General features: G+C 59.2%; 13 protein-coding genes. 7 read left to right on the forward strand and 6 right to left on the reverse strand.

Annotation, left to right across the window (positions count from 1 at the left end; translation table 11 throughout):
• Nucleotides 1–19: 19 nt before the first annotated feature.
• Together D1159_RS16710 and D1159_RS16715 are read right to left on the reverse strand one after the other, a co-directional pair.
• A complete protein-coding gene (locus D1159_RS16710; RefSeq protein ID WP_161846753.1) occupies nt 20–865 on the reverse strand; it encodes a tyrosine-type recombinase/integrase in 846 nt (281 codons plus the stop codon).
• A 58-nt stretch (nt 866–923) separates the two neighbouring features.
• The gene (locus tag D1159_RS16715; protein ID WP_161846764.1) at nt 924–1,913 is read right to left on the reverse strand and encodes a glycosyltransferase family 2 protein; all 990 of its coding nucleotides are present in this window, start codon (nt 1,911–1,913) and stop codon (nt 924–926) included.
• Between the two features lie 109 nt (nt 1,914–2,022).
• Here D1159_RS16715 and D1159_RS16720 point away from each other — a divergent pair, with 109 nt between their 5' ends.
• Nucleotides 2,023–3,054, forward strand: a complete 1,032-nt coding sequence (locus D1159_RS16720; RefSeq protein WP_161846754.1) for a glycosyltransferase — start codon at nt 2,023–2,025, stop codon at nt 3,052–3,054.
• Here D1159_RS16720 and D1159_RS16725 read toward each other — a convergent pair.
• Genes D1159_RS16725 through D1159_RS16740 form a run of 4 tightly spaced genes read right to left on the reverse strand, consistent with a single transcriptional unit; the run spans nt 3,027 to nt 6,963 of the window.
• A complete protein-coding gene (locus tag D1159_RS16725) occupies nt 3,027–4,034 on the reverse strand; it encodes a glycosyltransferase family A protein (RefSeq protein WP_161846755.1) in 1,008 nt (335 codons plus the stop codon). The genes D1159_RS16720 and D1159_RS16725 overlap by 28 nt on opposite strands.
• The gene (locus D1159_RS16730; protein ID WP_161846756.1) at nt 4,009–4,698 is read right to left on the reverse strand and encodes a DUF1919 domain-containing protein; all 690 of its coding nucleotides are present in this window, start codon (nt 4,696–4,698) and stop codon (nt 4,009–4,011) included. Before D1159_RS16730 ends, D1159_RS16725 begins: the two co-directional genes overlap by 26 nt.
• 13 nt (nt 4,699–4,711) lie before the next feature.
• Entirely contained in the window at nt 4,712–5,818 is a 1,107-nt protein-coding gene (locus D1159_RS16735; RefSeq protein WP_161846757.1) for a Coenzyme F420 hydrogenase/dehydrogenase, beta subunit C-terminal domain, read from the reverse strand.
• Nucleotides 5,815–6,963: a polysaccharide pyruvyl transferase family protein gene (locus D1159_RS16740; RefSeq protein WP_161846758.1), complete on the reverse strand. Its 1,149-nt coding sequence runs from the start codon at nt 6,961–6,963 to the stop codon at nt 5,815–5,817. Before D1159_RS16740 ends, D1159_RS16735 begins: the two co-directional genes overlap by 4 nt.
• Before the next feature lie 327 nt (nt 6,964–7,290).
• On the opposite strand from D1159_RS16740, the gene D1159_RS16745 reads away from it, so the two are divergent.
• The 6 genes from D1159_RS16745 (at nt 7,291) to D1159_RS16770 (ending at nt 17,026) form a co-directional block, all read left to right on the forward strand.
• Nucleotides 7,291–10,257, forward strand: coding sequence for an acyl-CoA dehydratase activase (locus D1159_RS16745; protein ID WP_161846759.1), 2,967 nt, complete (start codon nt 7,291–7,293; stop codon nt 10,255–10,257).
• Between the two features lie 34 nt (nt 10,258–10,291).
• Nucleotides 10,292–11,056 carry a GNAT family N-acetyltransferase gene (locus tag D1159_RS16750; RefSeq protein ID WP_161846760.1) on the forward strand — a complete coding sequence of 255 codons (765 nt, stop codon included), beginning with the start codon at nt 10,292–10,294 and terminating at the stop codon, nt 11,054–11,056.
• Nucleotides 11,049–12,356 carry a 2-hydroxyacyl-CoA dehydratase gene (locus tag D1159_RS16755; RefSeq protein WP_161846761.1) on the forward strand — a complete coding sequence of 436 codons (1,308 nt, stop codon included), beginning with the start codon at nt 11,049–11,051 and terminating at the stop codon, nt 12,354–12,356. Before D1159_RS16750 ends, D1159_RS16755 begins: the two co-directional genes overlap by 8 nt.
• 1 nt (nt 12,357) lies before the next feature.
• A complete protein-coding gene (locus D1159_RS16760) occupies nt 12,358–12,900 on the forward strand; it encodes a GNAT family N-acetyltransferase (protein WP_161846762.1) in 543 nt (180 codons plus the stop codon).
• 223 nt (nt 12,901–13,123) lie between these two features.
• Nucleotides 13,124–14,470: an MATE family efflux transporter gene (locus D1159_RS16765; protein ID WP_161846763.1), complete on the forward strand. Its 1,347-nt coding sequence runs from the start codon at nt 13,124–13,126 to the stop codon at nt 14,468–14,470.
• Nucleotides 14,471–14,644: 174 nt separating this feature from the next.
• On the forward strand, nt 14,645–17,026 hold the full coding sequence (locus D1159_RS16770) for a phosphoketolase family protein (protein ID WP_161846765.1): 2,382 nt from the start codon (nt 14,645–14,647) through the stop codon (nt 17,024–17,026).
• The last annotated feature ends 133 nt before the right edge of the window (nt 17,027–17,159 follow it).

The following is a 17,159-nucleotide window of genomic DNA, read 5'->3' on the forward strand; positions in this document are numbered from 1 at the left end:
CAAAACACATATTCTGTTCCTAACTGACCAGCCGCAGCCGTTCCATATACTTCATATGCTCCGATACGCTGGTTAGAAGGTAAATACGTGTGGTCTCCACCGACGAATGGCCCAGGGTATCCGCCAGCCTGACCAAATCCCGGCTGACCTGATAAAAAACAGTCGCGAACAGATGACGCAGGTTGTGGGGGAATACCTTAGAGGGCTCCACCCCCGCCTGTGTACACAGCGACTTCATCTCCTGCCAGATCTGTTTTCTTGACAGGCCCTTTCCGCTTTTGGTGCGGAAAATCTCGCCGGAGATGGTTTTTACTTTTTTGGCGTATTTCAACAGCTTGACGCACAGCTTCCGTGAGAGGAGGATCGTCCGTATCTTCCCTTTCAGGTGGACTACCGCCTGTCCTGTCTGGGCGGCCTCCACTGTGATGTGACGGACCTCAGACACCCGAATCCCTGTGGAGCATATGGTTTCCATCAGCAGCTCCAAGCGGTCCCGGCCCTGGGCCCGCGCTGTCTCCACCAGCCGCTCGTACTCCCGCCGGGTCAGTTCCCGGGTCTTTTCCCGGAACATCTGCCGCTGAATCCGTAAGAATTTTACCCGGCACTCGTCCCAACCCAGGAAGCAAAACAGGCCATTGACCGCAGAGAGCTTGGCGTTTACCGTGGCCGGGGCGCGCCCCTCTGCCAGCAGGCAGCTCCTCCACTGAACCACAAGCTCCCGATCCACCGGCCGGCCCTCCAGCCATGCGGCGAACGCCCCAATATCGCGCCGGTATTTTTCTACCGTGGCCGCGGCCCGCTCTTCCATGCGCAGGTGATTTGTATAGGCGGTGATGTCCCTGGCAGTCAGCCGTCTCGCTCTCATAAAATTATCCCCCTAAATCGTGTCGTTGTACCATTTTACACGATTCAGGGGGATTTTTCTACTTCTTCTTGTCATCTGCCGTGAGCCGCCGGCAATGGGCCTCGCACTCCCGCCAGTGCCTGTCCACCAGTTCCCGTTCCATTTTCCGGATAGCTGGCCAGTGGGCGATGCACAGCCACAGCATTAATGTGAAGTAAGGAGATAAAAACCGCAGCAGGCGCACCAGCCGGTTAGAGCTGGCCCGGAACGCAATGGACTTCTCCTGGAGCAGGAGGAGCAACCGCAGTAGCGGAGAGGACTCCTTCTCCCGCTGAACGCGGCACAGCCGGCCGATCTCTTCGCTGTGCAGCCGCCGGCTGGGGCTGTTGAAGTTGGAGATAGAGCGTTCGGATACCCGGTACAAAATGATGGGCCGGTTGACATAGCAGCTCTTCAGTGCCTGGTCCCCCGTGAGAAGCTTTTGGAAACAGGCCCGGTCATGTATTGTGCGAAATTGCAGGATAAAATGATAGACGTCCTCTGTCAGGAGAGATTTCCGGTATATGGCCGTGCCCATTACCGGACAGCCCAATTTCACCGCTTGGCGTAATGTCTTGCCCCGAATAAACGCCTGCAAAACCACCTCCAGATACGTGCGGTAGGTTTTGACCAGATTATCCGAAGTGTGGAATTTCAAAAATCCGGTGCAGATAATATCGTAGTCTGAAAGCAGCTCTGTGAGCTCAAAGATATTATAGGGCGCCAGCAGGTCGTCGCCGTCCACCTTGACAAACCGCTCGCCCTCCACCCGCCGCTGCGCATTCACGTAGGTTTGGCAGATTCCCCTGTTCTCCGCCTGAAACAGCAGATCAATTTTGGCAAATAGACCCCTGTACCGTTCCGTCCACGCCTGGATCACCGCCTGACTGCCGTCGGTGGAGCCGTCGTCCGCCACGATGAGCTGAAATTCCCGGCCCTGACCGTAGTGTTCAATTTGGTACCGGACACTCTCCAGCGCCTGCGGCGCCGTCTCCGCCTGCTGATAGCATGTGACGATAAACGTAAATATATCTGGTCCCCTCTTCCTGCACGTTTTGAAACGGTTGCTTTTTCCAAGCGTTCATATTATACTAAATGAACCATACAAAGTCAATTATAGCAGGAGAGGAGGGTCTGCCATGATTTCTGTCATTATTCCTGTCTACAATGCGGAACCATACCTGCGCTGCTGCCTGGATTCCGTTCTGGACTCCACCTATCAAGACTTTGAGCTGCTCCTGGTTAACGATGGTTCTACCGACAAAAGCCTGGAAATCTGCCAGGAGTATGCTGCCCGGGACAGCCGTGTCCAGCTCCTCTCTCAACAAAACTGCGGCGCGTCTGCCGCCCGTAACCGGGGTCTTGAACTATGCCATGGGGAGTGGGTGGTGTTTTCAGACGCTGACGATCTGATCTCCCCCGACTTCCTTGCCTTGATCGCCCAAGAGGAGTACCAGTCCCAGGATCTGCTCCTCTTCGATTTTGCTGAGACAAGGGAAGATTTAACCGCCGCCCCGGTCCTGGAAGCACAATATTTTGGGGCTGAGGAGATACCAGATCTGCTGCGCAGTCTCCTGCTGCGCACACAGCTCATCAATGGCGGAAACCTGAATTTCGTCTCTCCCTGCGGAAAAGCATACCGAAAAGCCATTATTGACCGGCATACCCTCCGGTTTTCATCCCGGTTGTTTTTCGCGGAGGATAAGCTGTTCAACACGGAATATTTGACAAAAACGAACCGGTGTATTTATCTTCCGACGCCGGTCTACTACTATAATATCCACCCCGATTCCCTGTCTCACCGTTTCAATCCCAAGCTCCCCTATAACCTTGCTGAACTGCTGGAGAGGCTTCGGGACGCTTTAACATCTGGCAAACTGTTCGCCCCACTGGAGCGGGATTTCTACTCCTATGCTCTGGAGAATTTGAGTTATTCCATGGTGTGGACCGTATTTAGTCCAGAGAACCGGCAGACGTACCGTGAAAAGCTGGCAGTATGCCGCGCGCTCCGGGAAAACCAGCTGTACTGCAAGGCCATGGAGTACAATTACTCCTGCGGCCATTGGGTACGGCGGATTTTTGTCCTTCTGTTCCGCCTGCGCTGGTATTTTCTGGCCGGCCTGCTGGCCAGGCTGTGGTATCACTATCTGTTATGGAAGAACCGGCTGTAAGCAGGATACAGTTTCTTCCACATCCAACTATCCCGGCACACTGCCCAGAGCAGCTCCTTCAGCGCCCCGCCAATCTGAAAGCCCCCGCACCGGCGCAGCTGCACCAGCGCCTGGAACGCCGCCCCCCAGCGGCCGTACTTCAGGGAAATGTGGTACCGACGCTCCGCCTTCCAGCGGGCGACCCGGTTCAGCGCCTCCCGGCTGTCCATGGCGCACAGAGCGGCGATCTCGTCCACCAGGCGTTCATAGTCGGCGTACTTTTTCTCCTCCTGAGCCTGGGTCAGCTCTGTCCGGGAGTGGCTCCCCCGCCGGACGCAGACGCCATACAGCGCCTCCCGAAGAGTGGGGCACCGGTGCCGGTACAGGAAGGGCAGCAGCATCTGGAAGTTCTGCCCCACGTCGTACTCCGGGATACAGCGGCGGGGATAGATGTCAAAAAACGCCGCAGAGCGGAACATATAGCACCCGCAGCACACAAACGTCCGAAACTCCAGCACATCCCAGAACAGGGCCTCACGGGACAGGTCGCCCTGCTTCTCATCCGCCTCTTCCCTGGGCGCGCCGGTCTCCCCGTCGAAGTACCAAGCCAGTGAACGGACACACTGGTATTCCGGATTTTTTCGTAAAAAGCTCACCCGCCGCTCCACGGATTCCGGCTTGAGAATATCGTCGCTGTCCGGCCAGATCAAAAACTCCCCGGTCACATAGGGCAGACCTCGGTTGATGGCGGCGGAGGCGTTTTTGTGGGGCCCGGTCACCACCCGGAAGCCGTACCCCCGCCCGGCAAAGCGTCCGCGGTATGCTTCCGCCACCTGGAGTGTGCCGTCGTCGGAGCCGTCGTCGGTCAGAATCATATCGATTTGGGGATAGGTCTGGGCCAGGACAGAGTCCAGCATTGCCGCCAGGTGCCGCTCCCCGTTGTATACCGGCGTCACAATGGACACCACGCCGTCTCTATTGGGCGTTCCCTCCTGACCCATACACTCCCCCTCCTTCCAGCCCCGCTGTCCGCACTGTTTTGTTCAGAAACGAGACATAATCAAACTGGTCCATATACCGCCGTTTCCGCCGCTGGGGCCGGTAGAGCAGCACATTGCCCAGCTCAAGCCCCTCCTCAAAGCCCGTAATGTGGTACGCCGACGGAAATTCCGGGTAATCCACATGGGTAAACATCACCTTATTAGGCCAGGGGAGGTTGTCAAAGGCACGCAGCGTCTCGTAATCGCATGGACTTCTATCAGAACCCATCAGGATGATGCGATCCCAGTTGATGCGCCGCCTGCGCTGATTCCATTTTTCTGCCGCCTCCCCAAAGGTGTCATAGTGGATAAAATTGACCTGGACATCTCCCAGCAGTCCCACCGGACAGCCCATATCTCCCCCAAGCTGTACACATTCCACCAGCTCCTGAGCCATGTACCATCTGAGATTTCCCGCCATCTTCACAAGGTCCAGCATACTGATGGTGAGGTTCACCGTTGGCGTCCGGAATCCCAGCCCCAGGTCGTGGTACATCATCGTACCAATACAGTTGGTGGCGATAATGGTAAAGTCTGTAACCCGCAGGCGGCGGCGTCTCCTTTTGCGGTAGGCGGAATATTCCAGCCGCTGCGCCGTCTCCCAAACCTTCGCTCCCAGCCCCACTTGTCTCCTCCTTTTATCGCCGCAGCAGGCCCATGATAGTCCGGCTCCGTTCAAACAAGACAAACAGCGCCCCCGCCGGCAGGGTCCTCCGCAGGGCCATAAACACCCCCCGGCCTTTCGCGGCAGGTGTGGGCCCCGTCAGCCGCGGCTGGAGTATCTCCTCCTTTTCGCACGCAAACCACCCCAGCTCCGCTTGGATCTCTCCCCAGATCTCCCGGGCCCGCTCCGTGTGAAGAATCACCAGAGAATTACCCATGCCGTCGTCCGCCTCCGGGCGGACCTTTTCGATCCCCCAGAAATCGCCCAGGGTAAAATCGCTCCCCCGGTCCACGGTGCAGTACCGGCAGGCATGGCAGGCGGGCCGAATGATAAAATTGCCGAAAAACATCCCGCAGTATGGGTCCGCGCTCAAACGCGTGGTATACTCCTTCCCGCCGCACACATAGGCCCGGGTGTGGCCGCTGTCCCCCGCCCGCTTGTCCCGGAAGGAGAAGGCGGTCAGCCGCCCCTTGTGCCTGTGCTCCAGAAGTTTGACGTAATCCCCCCAGATTCCCGGGGACGGGACACCGTAGCACACCAGATCCGCCGTGATCAGCGTAGGCCAGGGCCGCCCCAAAAACCGCCGCAGGGCGTGAGCCTGACAGGGCATCCCGCAGAAGAGCACCCATTTCCCCTCCTTCAGCACAGCGGCAATTCGGCGGTATACACCGTCCATCCGACTCTGGACATATTTGGTAGTCTTCAGGAGTTCCAGCTGCGCCGGGTTCTGGGCCTCTTGGTGGGAAACCTCCATCCCCTCCCCGAAGGCCGCGCCGAATACCACACCCTGCCGCCGCAGAACATACCCCGCCAGTACCGGGAACACCCCTCCGGAAGAGCTGGCCCGCCGGGCATCTTCCTCCCGCACCCAGGCACCGAAATATTGGTTATCCGCAAATGTCTCCCCTCTGCCCATTGGGCACACCGCCTCACAGCGGCCGCAGCGGATGCACACCGCCCCGTCTACCTGGGGATAGCGGAAGCCTTCCCCGTCCGGTGTCATCCGGATGGCGCTCACCGGGCAGATGTCTCCGCAGGCACCGCAGCCGCAGCAGTTCTTTTTGTCCTGATACAGCTTCATTCCAGCCTCCCCACCACGTTTTTCAACAGAAATTTATGGGATACCTTCACTGCCTCCGCCGTCCGCGCCGCCACCGCCGGCCAGTGGATGGACGTCGTAATCTCCCCCGCCCCCGCCGGGCACAGCCGGTCCTCCAACCCGTGGAGGGCCAGCAGCGACGCCAGACGCTCGTTTACCTGACTGTGGGAAAAAATGAGAAACTGCTTTTCATAGAGGATGGAAAAGGCGGCGGCGTGAAAGGAGTTGCTTACTACATACGCTGCATGGTGTACATAGCCCAAAAATTCCGCCGGGCCCGCCGTTTTGTCCGCTTCAGCGGCGACGCCCACTCCGGCAGCCCCTGTCCGCAGCTCCACCACTGGCAAGTCTGTCTTATGTGAGAGAGCCTGGACATATTCGGCCATGTCCCGGTTTGGCTCTGTCGTGTAGGCCAAAATGTAGTTCTTCTGCTCCGGGGGCCGCTCTACCGTCTGCCACGCGTCTTTTCCCAGGAAAAACACTGGATCCAGCACCGCCGTCACCTCTCCGGCGAAACACCGCTGGACATAGGGCGCCGCCCCGGCCTCCCGGACAGACACCGCGTCCACATGGCGGACCAACTCCAAAAACTGCCGCTCATACTCCGGAGGAAGGGATGCGCTCCCCAGGCTGGCCCCATAGGCCACAACGCGCTCCTTGCGCCCGCTCTCAAAGGCCCCAAAGTAGGCCCGGCGCAGGCCGCAGGTAATGTTGGGGTTCCAAATCTGGTCGCTGCCCACCACATAGCACCGGTAAGGGAGTTTTTTCAGCCCGGACAGAAACCAGATTTTAGGCTGTTCCCGGTCCACCAGCCAGTCCATCCGAAACCGGCGCATATTGGCCCGCCGGGCGGCAAAGTCTTGATACGCCTGCAGGTTGTGCCACACGCCCCACGCCGCGTAGCGCAGCCGCCTCCCCAGTCCCTTTTGAGGCACATAGGGGATCAGCCAGTGCCGTCCGGTCAGGAAGGGCGGCTCGTACCGGACAATATCCGCCGCCACCCCGCTGGCCCGCAGGTGCTCCTTCAGCGCGTAGGCCTGGAGCATCGCGCCGAAATTGTCAGAACAGTGAAAGGTGAGAATACCCACTTCTCCCGCCGGACTGTTCCGCATCGCGTCCCTTTCCATCCCGCGCTCCCCCCTTTCGGTTAAACTCCTCCCTTGTCTCCGCCTGTAACAGTATTTTCTGGTGAATGTCATTATATCAAATATCACATCTTTTTCAAGTCCTCCTGAGAGGACAGCAACGTAATATCGGGATAGCTGCTCCTTCCTTTTTTCCAATCCGGCTTCTTTTTGCCGCCCTACACTCCTTTGTTATTTCCAACTGCGGAACATCCTGTATCCTGTGGTTTGGGGGTTGTAAATTCGCAAAAATTGTACTATTATGTAGAGTACGATTTTATAGACAGGCAAGGGCGGAGCTGCCGCCCCCAAGGACAAGGAGACCAAATTATGAGCCTTCGAATTGGCATTGATATCGGCTCCACAACGGTAAAAGTTGTGGTGCTGGATAAAGATAATAAACTGCTCTTCCGTTCCTATGAGCGGCATTTTTCCAAAACCCGGGAGCGGGCCTGTGAGACGCTCCACTCCATTGAAAACCGCTTTCGGGGGCAGGCGGTGAAACTGGTCATCACCGGCTCCGCCGGACTGGGCGTGGCCAAGGCCGCCGGCATCGACTTTGTGCAGGAGGTCTACGCCACCGCCGCCGCCGTGCGGCAATATTACCCTGACACCGACGCCGTGATCGAGCTGGGGGGCGAGGACGCCAAGATCATCTTCTTCGGCGGCGCTTTAGAGGAGCGGATGAACGGATCCTGCGCCGGGGGCACCGGCGCCTTTATCGACCAGATGGCTACTTTGATGAACGTCACCGTCAATGAGCTGGACGCCCTCTCTCTCAAGCATGAGAAGATCTACCCCATCGCCTCCCGGTGCGGCGTATTCGCCAAGAGCGATATTCAGCCCATCCTGAACCAAGGCGGGCGGAAGGAGGACGTGGCCGCCTCCATCTTCCAGGCCGTGGTGGACCAGACTGTGGCCGGACTCACTCAGGGCCGGGAGCTGAAGGGAAAGATCGTTTTCCTGGGCGGCCCCCTCCACTTCCTCTACGGCCTGCGGGAGCGGTTTGTGGACACCCTCAAGCTGGACGGGGCGCACGCCGTCTTCCCCGAGGACGGGGACTGCTTTGCCGGCATCGGCGCCGCCCTGTGCGCCGGAGAGTACGCCCAGCGGCCCTTTGAGGCGTTCCTCAAGCTGCTGGAGGAGAGCGTGGACGCCAAAACCACGGTGGACACCATGCCCCCTCTTTTCGCCGGAAAGGAGGAATACGCCGCCTTCCTGGCCCGGCACAACGCGAACCGCCCGCCCCAGACGGATATCCGCACCTACTCCGGTCCCGCCTGGCTGGGCATTGACGCCGGCTCCACCACCACCAAGATGACCTTAATCAACGCCGGCGGCGGACTGCTCTATACCTACTACCACTCCAACCAGGGCAACCCGGTGGCCATTGTGCTGGAACAGCTCAGGGAAATCTACCGCCTGTGCGGGGATCGCATCTCCATCCAGGGGGCCGCCGTCACCGGCTACGGGGAAGACCTGATCAAAAACGCCTTTCAATGCGATCTGGGCCTGGTGGAGACCGTGGCCCACTATAATGCCGCCGCCCACTTTAACCCCGATGTGGACTTCATCATTGACATCGGCGGACAGGATATGAAGTGCTTCAAAATCCGCAACGGCGCGGTAGACTCTATTATGCTCAACGAGGCCTGCTCCTCCGGCTGCGGCTCCTTTATCGAGACCTTCGCCAAGGCCCTGGGGTACAACATCTCCGACTTCTCCAAGCTGGGCCTCTTCTCCCCCCGGCCGGTGAATCTGGGCTCCCGGTGTACCGTCTTTATGAACTCCAGCGTAAAGCAGGCCCAAAAGGACGGCGCCAGTGTGGAGGATATCTCCGCCGGGCTGTCCATCTCTATTGTGAAGAACGCGGTATACAAGGTCATCCGAGCCGCCTCCGCCGACGATCTGGGGCAACATATTGTGGTTCAGGGGGGCACTTTTCTCAACGACGCGGTACTCCGCGCCTTTGAGCAGGAGCTGGGCCGAGAGGTCACCCGCCCCACCATCGCCGGGCTGATGGGAGCTTTCGGCGCCGCGCTGGCCGCCCGCAACCTCCATCTGGAGCGCTCCGCCCTGCTGGACGCCGCCGCGCTGGACGCCTTTTCCCACAGCGCCAAGCCCGTCACCTGCGGCCTGTGTACCAATCACTGCTCCCTCACTGTCAATCAGTTCGACGGCGGACGGAAGTTTATCTCCGGCAACCGCTGCTCCCGCCCTCTGGGTCAGGAGAAGACTCAGCTGCCGGATCTGATGCAGTACAAATACAAAAAGCTCCGCTCCCTCCAGGGCGAGGGGGAGGGGGACGGCTCCCGGGGGCGCATCGGCATCCCCTTTGGCCTGAATATGTACGAAAACCTTCCCTTCTGGTTCACCTTCTTTACCAAGCTGAATTTTGAGGTGGTCCTCTCCCCTGAGTCCTCCCGCAAGCTCTACCTTAAGGGACAGCGCACCATCCCCTCGGATACGGTGTGCTACCCCGCCAAGCTCCTCCATGGCCATGTGGAGGCTCTGGTGGAGGCAGGGGTGGACGCCATCTGGTATCCCTGCATGTCCTACAACAACGACGAGGGCATCGGAGACAACCACTATAACTGTCCCGTGGTGGCCTACTACCCAGAGCTGCTGGCCGCAAACGTCCCCTCTCTCAAGCAGACCCGCTTTTTAGACCCCTATGTGGGCCTGTGGCGGCACAAGGACTTCTCCAAGCGGATGGTTAAGTATATGGCGGAGCAGTTCAGCATCCCAGCAAAAGAGACAAAAGAAGCCGTGAAAGCGGCCTATACCGCCTATGAGTTCTACATGGACGGCATTCAGGAGACCGGCCAGGAATATATTGACTACGCCCGGGCCCATGATCTGCCCATCATCGTGGTGTGCGGCCGGCCCTACCACATCGACCCGGAGATCAACCACGGCATCAACGACCTGATCACCGGCTTCGGCTTTGTCCTGGTGACGGAGGACGCTTTGTCCCATCTGGAGGGGTACGCCCCCCGGAAGGTGCTCAACCAGTGGACGTTCCAGAGCCGGATGTACAACGCCGCCCGCTATGTCTGCACCCAGGAGGATATGCAGGTGATCCAGCTGGTCTCCTTCGGCTGCGGTACTGACGCCATTACTACCGACGAGCTGCGGGATATTCTGGAACAGGGCGGCAAGCTCTATACCCAGCTGAAAATTGACGACATCAGCAATCTGGGCGCGGTAAAGATCCGGGTGCGCTCCCTCATGGCCGCCATGGACGCCCGGTCACTTTCTGTTGAAAAAGAAAGTGACCAAAGAAAACTTTCATAGGGGCGCCCCGCCCCGTCTGCGGAAGGATATTGTTATGACACAGACAGAACTGCGCGGCCTGGTCCGGGACCAGCTGGCTTTGGACCTGGGCTGCGATCCCGCCCTGCTGGATACGCCGGACAACGCTGTGGTTCAGTGGATGGAGCGCCCGCGCCGGCGGCGGTACAACGACAGCACCCCCATGCTGGAGCTGGCCGTCTGGAACGGCAAGCTCATCGCCGCCGCCCAGCCGGCGCTGCTGCCCTGGGCCGAGCGCTATTTTGCGGACCGGCCCGCCCAGTGGCTCTTTCACCCTGCCCGATATCGGGAAATTGACGCCGCCCTGGCCCCGCTGGGCTATGAGATTGGCGACGCCCACAAATTTTATCTGCCGGACCTCTCTGTCCCAGAGACTGCCCCCTCCCGGCCGGTGCGCTGGTATGAGGAGGGAGAATTGGAACCCTTCCGGGGCCAGCCCTTCTGGGGGGACGCTCTGTGCTTCAATCCACTGTTTCCTGACCGGCTGGCGGTAGCGGCTCTGGATCCGGCGGGCCGCCCCACGGCCATGGCCGGGGCCAGTCAGGACGGCGCCCGGATGTGGCAGATCGGCATCAATGTCCTGCCGGAGCACCGGGGAAAGGGGCTGGCGGTCTATCTCACCGCCCTGCTGAAGGACGAGCTGCTCCGCCGGGATCTGGTGCCCTTTTACGGCACCGGGGAGAGCCATATTATCTCCCAAAACGTGGCAAAACGGGCGGGATTTCTCCCCGGCTTCGCCTATCTATACGCCAAACCGAAAGGAACCGAAGACCATGGCTGAATTAGTATACGATGAGACCGGCCGCCTGCTCTTTACCAAGGAGATGAAAGAGGAGTATACCTTGCTCATGCCCCAGATGCTCCCCATTCACTTTGGCATGATGGCCCGCCTGCTGGAACGGGAGGGTTTCCGGGTGGAAACCCTCAACACCTCCGGCAAGAGCATTGTGGACGCAGGCCAGAAATACGTCCATAACGACACCTGCTACCCTGCCCTGCTGGTCATCGGCCAGCTCATCGACGCCATTCAAAGCGGGAAGTATGACGTCCACAAGGTGGGCCTGCTCATCACCCAGACCGGCGGCGGCTGCCGGGCGTCCAACTACATCCATCTGCTGCGCAAGGCCCTGATCAAGGCGGGGCTGGAGTTTGTCCCTGTGGTGTCGGTGAATCTGTCCGGCCTGGAGAAAAATCCCGGCTTCCGCCTGTCCATCCCCTTCCTGCGCAAGGCGGTGTTTGCTATGATGTACGGCGACATTATCGTCCAGACCGCCAATCAAGTCCGCCCCTATGAGGTCACCCCCGGCCAGACCGACCATACCATTGAGGACTGCATGTCCCGCCTGCTGGAGGGGATGGACCGGGGGGACGGCCTGTCCTACAAGAGCATGTGCCGCAATTTCAAGTGGATTGTCCAGGCTTTTAAAGATATCCCCGTCCAGGGGGCGCCCAAAGTCCGGGTGGGCGTTGTGGGGGAAATTTATATTAAATACTCCCCCTTGGGCAACAACAATCTGGAGGAGTTCCTCCTCTCCGAGGGGGCGGAACCGGTGGTCCCCGGCCTCACCGACTTTATTATCTTCAAGATCTACAACCGGGACGTAGATGTGGACCTGTACGGCGGGCTCTGGCTCAAACAGAAAATCTGCCGGATCTTTGAAAACTATGTGAAAAAATGCCAGAAGGCTATGATCGCCGCCATTCAGGCAGGCGGTTTCCGGGCCCCCGGCACCTTTGACGACCTCCACCGCCTTATCCAGGGCTACTTGGGAGACGGCAACAAGATGGGGGAGGGCTGGCTCCTCACCGCCGAGATGCTGGAGCTCATCCACTCCGGCACCCCCAATATCGTCTGTACCCAGCCCTTCGGCTGCCTGCCCAACCACATTGTAGGCAAGGGCATGATCCGTAAGCTGAAGGACGACTACCCCAACTCCAACATCGTGGCCATCGACTACGACCCGGGGGCTACTAAAATCAACCAGGAGAACCGCATCAAGCTGATGCTGGCCAACGCCCGCGCGCTGTCCAACGAGAGCGCCCCAGCGCTCCAGCCGGACCGGGTCCCTATGGAGGTGTAAGATGGAGGAACTTCGCTTTGTTGACGCCTGTGAGGAGGCCCATTTCGCCGCCATGAGCGCCATTCACTGCCGTGGCTGGCACAAGACCTACCCTGGCTATGTGCCGGAGGATTATCTCCGGGAGGCCATTACCCCGGACCACTGGATTCCCCTCTTTCGAGAGCAGTACCAGACCGGCCAGGGCCGTGGGCTGCTGCTGTACCGTGGGGATTGCCCGGTGGCCTGCTGCACCTACGGCTCCGCCCGGGCGGAGGCAGACTCCCCCTACGCCGGCTGTGGAGAGCTGTTCTCCTTCTACACCGACCCCGCCGAGACCAGCCGGGGATACGGCTCTCTGCTGATGGAAGAAACATTAAGCCGCCTGTCCGCCATGGGCTTTTCCCGCTGCTGCGTCTTTGTCCTCCGGGAAAACGCCGGCGCCCGCCGGTTCTATCAGCGCCACGGCTTCTCCTGGGACGGCTCCAGCATTGACATTCCCTTTCCCCACGAGATGATCTGCGTGGATCTGCGCTATACCAAGGCTCTCTCCGCCCCAGATAAATAATTCCTGATCCCCCTTGACTTCCGGCAAATACCTAGCTATAATAAATGTAGAGTACTCCGACAATTAAATGTCCGGCCATGGCAATTTTGCCCCGTCGTCCCCACGCATGGCCAACAGGACAGAAATGATACTGGACAGCGGGTTTTCCCCTTTGGAAAGCTCGCTGTTTTTCTGTTATCTGTGCTTTCCGCAAGCCGATTACCTCAACGAAAGGACGATTTCTATGACCCAGCATACAAACCATATGGAGACAATGCCTGTCCGTTCCCTCCTCCTGCGCATGTCCTGGCCCATGATGCTCTCCATGCTGGTCCAGGCCCTGTATAACCTGGTGGACAGTATGTTTGTCGCCCAACTCAGCGGCGAGGGCTTTGAGGCCCTGGCCCTGGCCTACCCTATCCAGACCTTGATGATCGCCCTGTGCGCCGGCACCGCTGTGGGCATCAACGCCATGATCTCCCGCCGTCTGGGGGAGAAGCGCGTGGAAGACGCCGTCCAGGTGGCGCTGAACGGATATGCCGTCTGCGCCGTGATTTCCGTGCTCTTTTTCCTCTTCGGCCTCACCGCCAGCGGCCCCTTTATCCGCCTGTTCAGCAGCCAGCCCAACGTTGTGGCCTACGGCACCCAGTATGTCACCATCGTCACGGTCTGCGCCTTTACAGTGTCCTTTCAAATTTGCTCTGAGCGGGTGCTCCAGGCCAGCGGCAACTCCCTGGGACCTATGATCAGCCAGGCCACCGGCGCGGTGCTCAACATCATTTTGGATCCCCTCTTTATTTTTGGCATCGGGCCCTTTCCCCGTCTGGAGGTTGCCGGCGCGGCCATTGCCACCGTCCTCAGCCAGTTCGCCGGAATGCTGCTGGTTTTCTTCCTGGTGTGGCGCAATCCCAATTTAAAGCTGCACTTCAAGGGCTTCCGGCCCAGCCTGACCGTCATCCGGGACATCTATACCATCGGCGTTCCCGCCATTATGGTGCAGCTTCTGGGCACCCTGATGACTTTAGGACTGAATAAAGTCATGGCCTTCTTTACCACCAACGGCGTCTTTATTCTGGGGGCCTATTTCAAGCTCCAATCCTTCGCCTTTATGCCCATCTACGGCCTGAACAACGGCCTCGTCCCTGTGGTCAGCTATAACTATGGCGCAAAGCGGCCTGACCGGGTCACCCAGGCCATCCGGTTCGCCCTGGTCATCGCCGTCAGCGTCATGGCGGTGGGCGCGGCCCTTTTCCTTCTGGTTCCCGGGCTGCTGCTCTCCTTCTTCCAGGCCAACCCCGCCCAAATGGCCGACGGCATCCCCGCCCTGCGGATGATCGGCCCTTCCTTCCTCTTCGCCGGCGCCTGCATTATTTTTTCCGCCGCCTTCCAGTCGGTGGGCGCCCCCCGCACCAGCCTGCTCATCTCTCTGCTGCGGCAGGTGGCCCTCCTCCTCCCCGCCGCCCTGCTGCTGGGATGGCTGGCCCCCGGCTTCCTCTGGCTGGCCTTTCCCGTTGCCGAGATTCTGTCCTGTACCCTGGCTGTCTTGTGTTACCGCAGGGTCTATCAAACCAAAATCGCTTTTTCATATTAGAAGCACCAGATAATTTGTAAATCTTCTGAGGTAATTATTAACTTCCTGTGTTCTGCCTTGACTTTCCACTCTCTGCGCATATAATAAAATTGTGTGATATGAGATAAGGAGGTTGTTATCTTGGCAAGAACCGCAGCAAGCACTCCAAAAGCAGCCGCGAAGACATCCACCCGCATGTCAAAAAAGGGGCCGCTCTCCCCTGACAGTTTGCGAAAGCTGGACGCCTACTGGCGGGCCGCGAACTATCTGTCCGTGGGCCAGCTTTACCTGCTGGACAACCCCCTTCTTCGCAAGCCCCTCCAGCCTGAGCACCTGAAAAAGACCATTGTGGGTCACTGGGGTACCGTCCCCGGCCAGAATTTTATTTATACACACCTCAACCGCATTATTACAAAATACGACCTGAACATGATCTACATCTCCGGGCCGGGCCACGGCGGCAACGCCATGGTTGCCCAGACCTATCTGGAGGGTACTTACAGCGAGATCTACCCCAACATCAGCCGGGATCTGGAGGGGATGAAAAAGCTGTTCCGGCAGTTCTCCTTCCCCGGCGGCATTCCCAGCCACGTATCCCCGGGGACCCCCGGCTCCATCAACGAGGGCGGCGAGCTGGGCTACTCTCTGGCCCACGCCTTCGGGGCAGTGATGGACAATCCCGACCTGATTGCCGCCTGCGTTGTGGGCGATGGGGAGGCGGAGACCGGCCCCCTGGCCACCGCCTGGCACTCCAACAAATTCCTTAACCCTCTCACTGACGGCGCGGTCCTTCCTATTCTCCACCTCAACGGATTCAAAATCTCCAACCCCACCCTTTTCGCCCGCATTACCCATGAGGAGGTAGAAAATTTCTTCAAGGGCTGCGGCTGGACTCCCCGCTTTGTGGAGGGGGAGGACCCCCTCAAAATGCACCAGCAGATGGCCGCCGCCCTGGACTGGGCTGTGCGGGAAATCCAGCGCATCCGGCAGACCGCCGCCGACACCGGCGACACCAGCCGTCCCCGCTGGCCCATGATTGTGTTCCGCTCTCCAAAGGGTTGGACCGGCCCCAAAGAGGTGGACGGCCTCCGGGTAGAGCACACCTTCCGCTCCCATCAGGTCCCCATCTCCATCAGTGAGGACCACCCGGAGCACCTGCGCCTGCTGGAAAACTGGCTGAAGAGCTACCGGCCGGAGGAGCTCTTCGACCGCAGCGGCACCCTCATTCCCGAGCTCCAGGCCATAGCCCCCAAGGGCGCCCGCCGTATGGGCGCCAATCCCCACGCCAACGGCGGCCTGCTGCTGCGGGATCTGCGCATTCCCGATTTCCGCAATTACGCCGTCTCTGTCCCTGCCCCCGGCGAGGTCAAGGGGGAAGATATGGCTGAACTGGGCAAGTTTGTGCGGGATATCATCAAGCTCAACATGGAAAATCGGAATTTCCGGGTCTTTGGTCCCGATGAAACCAAATCCAACCGGCTGGAGGCGGTCTTTCAGGCCTCCAGCCGCTGCTGGAACGCCGCCGCCTCTGACCGGGACGAGTCTCTCGCTCCCGACGGCCGGGTGATGGACGCTATGCTCTCTGAGCACATGTGCCAGGGCTGGCTGGAGGGCTATCTCCTCACCGGCCGGCATGGCATTTTTAACAGCTACGAGGCCTTTATCCGCACGGTGGACTCCATGTTCGCCCAGCACGCCAAGTGGCTCAAGGTCTGCTCCCAGCTCTCCTGGCGGCAGGACATCGCCTCTCTCAACTATGTCCTCTCCTCCAACGTCTGGCAGCAGGATCACAACGGCTTTACCCATCAGGATCCGGGCTTTCTGGACCATGTGGCCAATAAGAAGGCGGACGTGGTGCGGCTCTACCTTCCCCCTGACGGCAACTGTTTGCTGTCCTGCTTTGACCACTGCATCCGCAGCCGGAACTATGTCAACGTGCTGGTCACCTCCAAGCATCCCCGGCCCCAGTGGCTTACCATGGATGAGGCGATCAAGCACTGTACCCATGGCATCGGCATCTGGCAGTGGGCCTCCAACGACCAGGGCAGTGAGCCCGATGTGATTATGGCCTGCTGCGGCGAGACCCCCACTCTGGAGACCCTGGCCGCCGTCACCATCCTCCGCCACCACCTGCCGGAGCTGAAAATTCGGGTGATCAACGTGGTTGATCTAATGAAGCTTCAACCCCACACCGAGCACCCACACGGCCTCACCTCTGAGGACTTTGACGCCCTGTTCACCGTAGACAAGCCCATTATCTTCGCGTTTCACGGCTACCCCACCCTCATCCACGAGCTCACCTACCGCCGGCACAACAAGAATCTTCATGTCCGGGGCTATAAGGAGGAGGGCACCATCACCACCCCCTTTGATATGCGGGTACAAAACGACATTGACCGCTTCCATCTGGTGGAGGACGTGATCAAGCGCCTGCCCCAGCTGGGCAACCGGGGCGCTTTCCTCATCCAGCTCATGAAAGATAAGCTGGTGGAGCACCAGCAGTACATCACCACCAACGGCATTGACATGCCTGAAATCCGCAACTGGACCTGGAACGGCGGCAGGGGGATTGTTTAATCCTTCTGAGCTTGCTTCACTAATAAAAGGAACACCTCCAAGCCATTTGGAGGTGTTCCCAGCTTGTCGAAAAGCGGCCTGCCAGGAAAAAGTTCTGGCAGGCCGCAAAGCATAAAGATACATAAGGGCAGCA

It is taken from the genome of Pseudoflavonifractor sp. 524-17, from assembly GCF_009935845.1.
Classification (GTDB): domain Bacteria; phylum Bacillota; class Clostridia; order Oscillospirales; family Oscillospiraceae; genus Pseudoflavonifractor_A.

Bases quoted from the DNA above. Each gene is read 5' to 3' on its own strand.
- D1159_RS16710 (WP_161846753.1), bottom strand. From the start codon at position 865: ATGAGAGCGAGACGGCTGACTGCCAGGGACATCACCGCCTATACAAAT.
- D1159_RS16720 (WP_161846754.1), top strand. From the start codon at position 2,023: ATGATTTCTGTCATTATTCCTGTCTACAATGCGGAACCATACCTGCGC.
- D1159_RS16725 (WP_161846755.1), bottom strand. From the start codon at position 4,034: ATGGGTCAGGAGGGAACGCCCAATAGAGACGGCGTGGTGTCCATTGTG.
- D1159_RS16735 (WP_161846757.1), bottom strand. From the start codon at position 5,818: ATGAAGCTGTATCAGGACAAAAAGAACTGCTGCGGCTGCGGTGCCTGC.
- D1159_RS16740 (WP_161846758.1), bottom strand. From the start codon at position 6,963: ATGGAAAGGGACGCGATGCGGAACAGTCCGGCGGGAGAAGTGGGTATT.
- D1159_RS16745 (WP_161846759.1), top strand. From the start codon at position 7,291: ATGAGCCTTCGAATTGGCATTGATATCGGCTCCACAACGGTAAAAGTT.
- D1159_RS16750 (WP_161846760.1), top strand. From the start codon at position 10,292: ATGACACAGACAGAACTGCGCGGCCTGGTCCGGGACCAGCTGGCTTTG.
- D1159_RS16755 (WP_161846761.1), top strand. From the start codon at position 11,049: ATGGCTGAATTAGTATACGATGAGACCGGCCGCCTGCTCTTTACCAAG.
- D1159_RS16760 (WP_161846762.1), top strand. From the start codon at position 12,358: ATGGAGGAACTTCGCTTTGTTGACGCCTGTGAGGAGGCCCATTTCGCC.
- D1159_RS16765 (WP_161846763.1), top strand. From the start codon at position 13,124: ATGACCCAGCATACAAACCATATGGAGACAATGCCTGTCCGTTCCCTC.
- D1159_RS16770 (WP_161846765.1), top strand. From the start codon at position 14,645: ATGTCAAAAAAGGGGCCGCTCTCCCCTGACAGTTTGCGAAAGCTGGAC.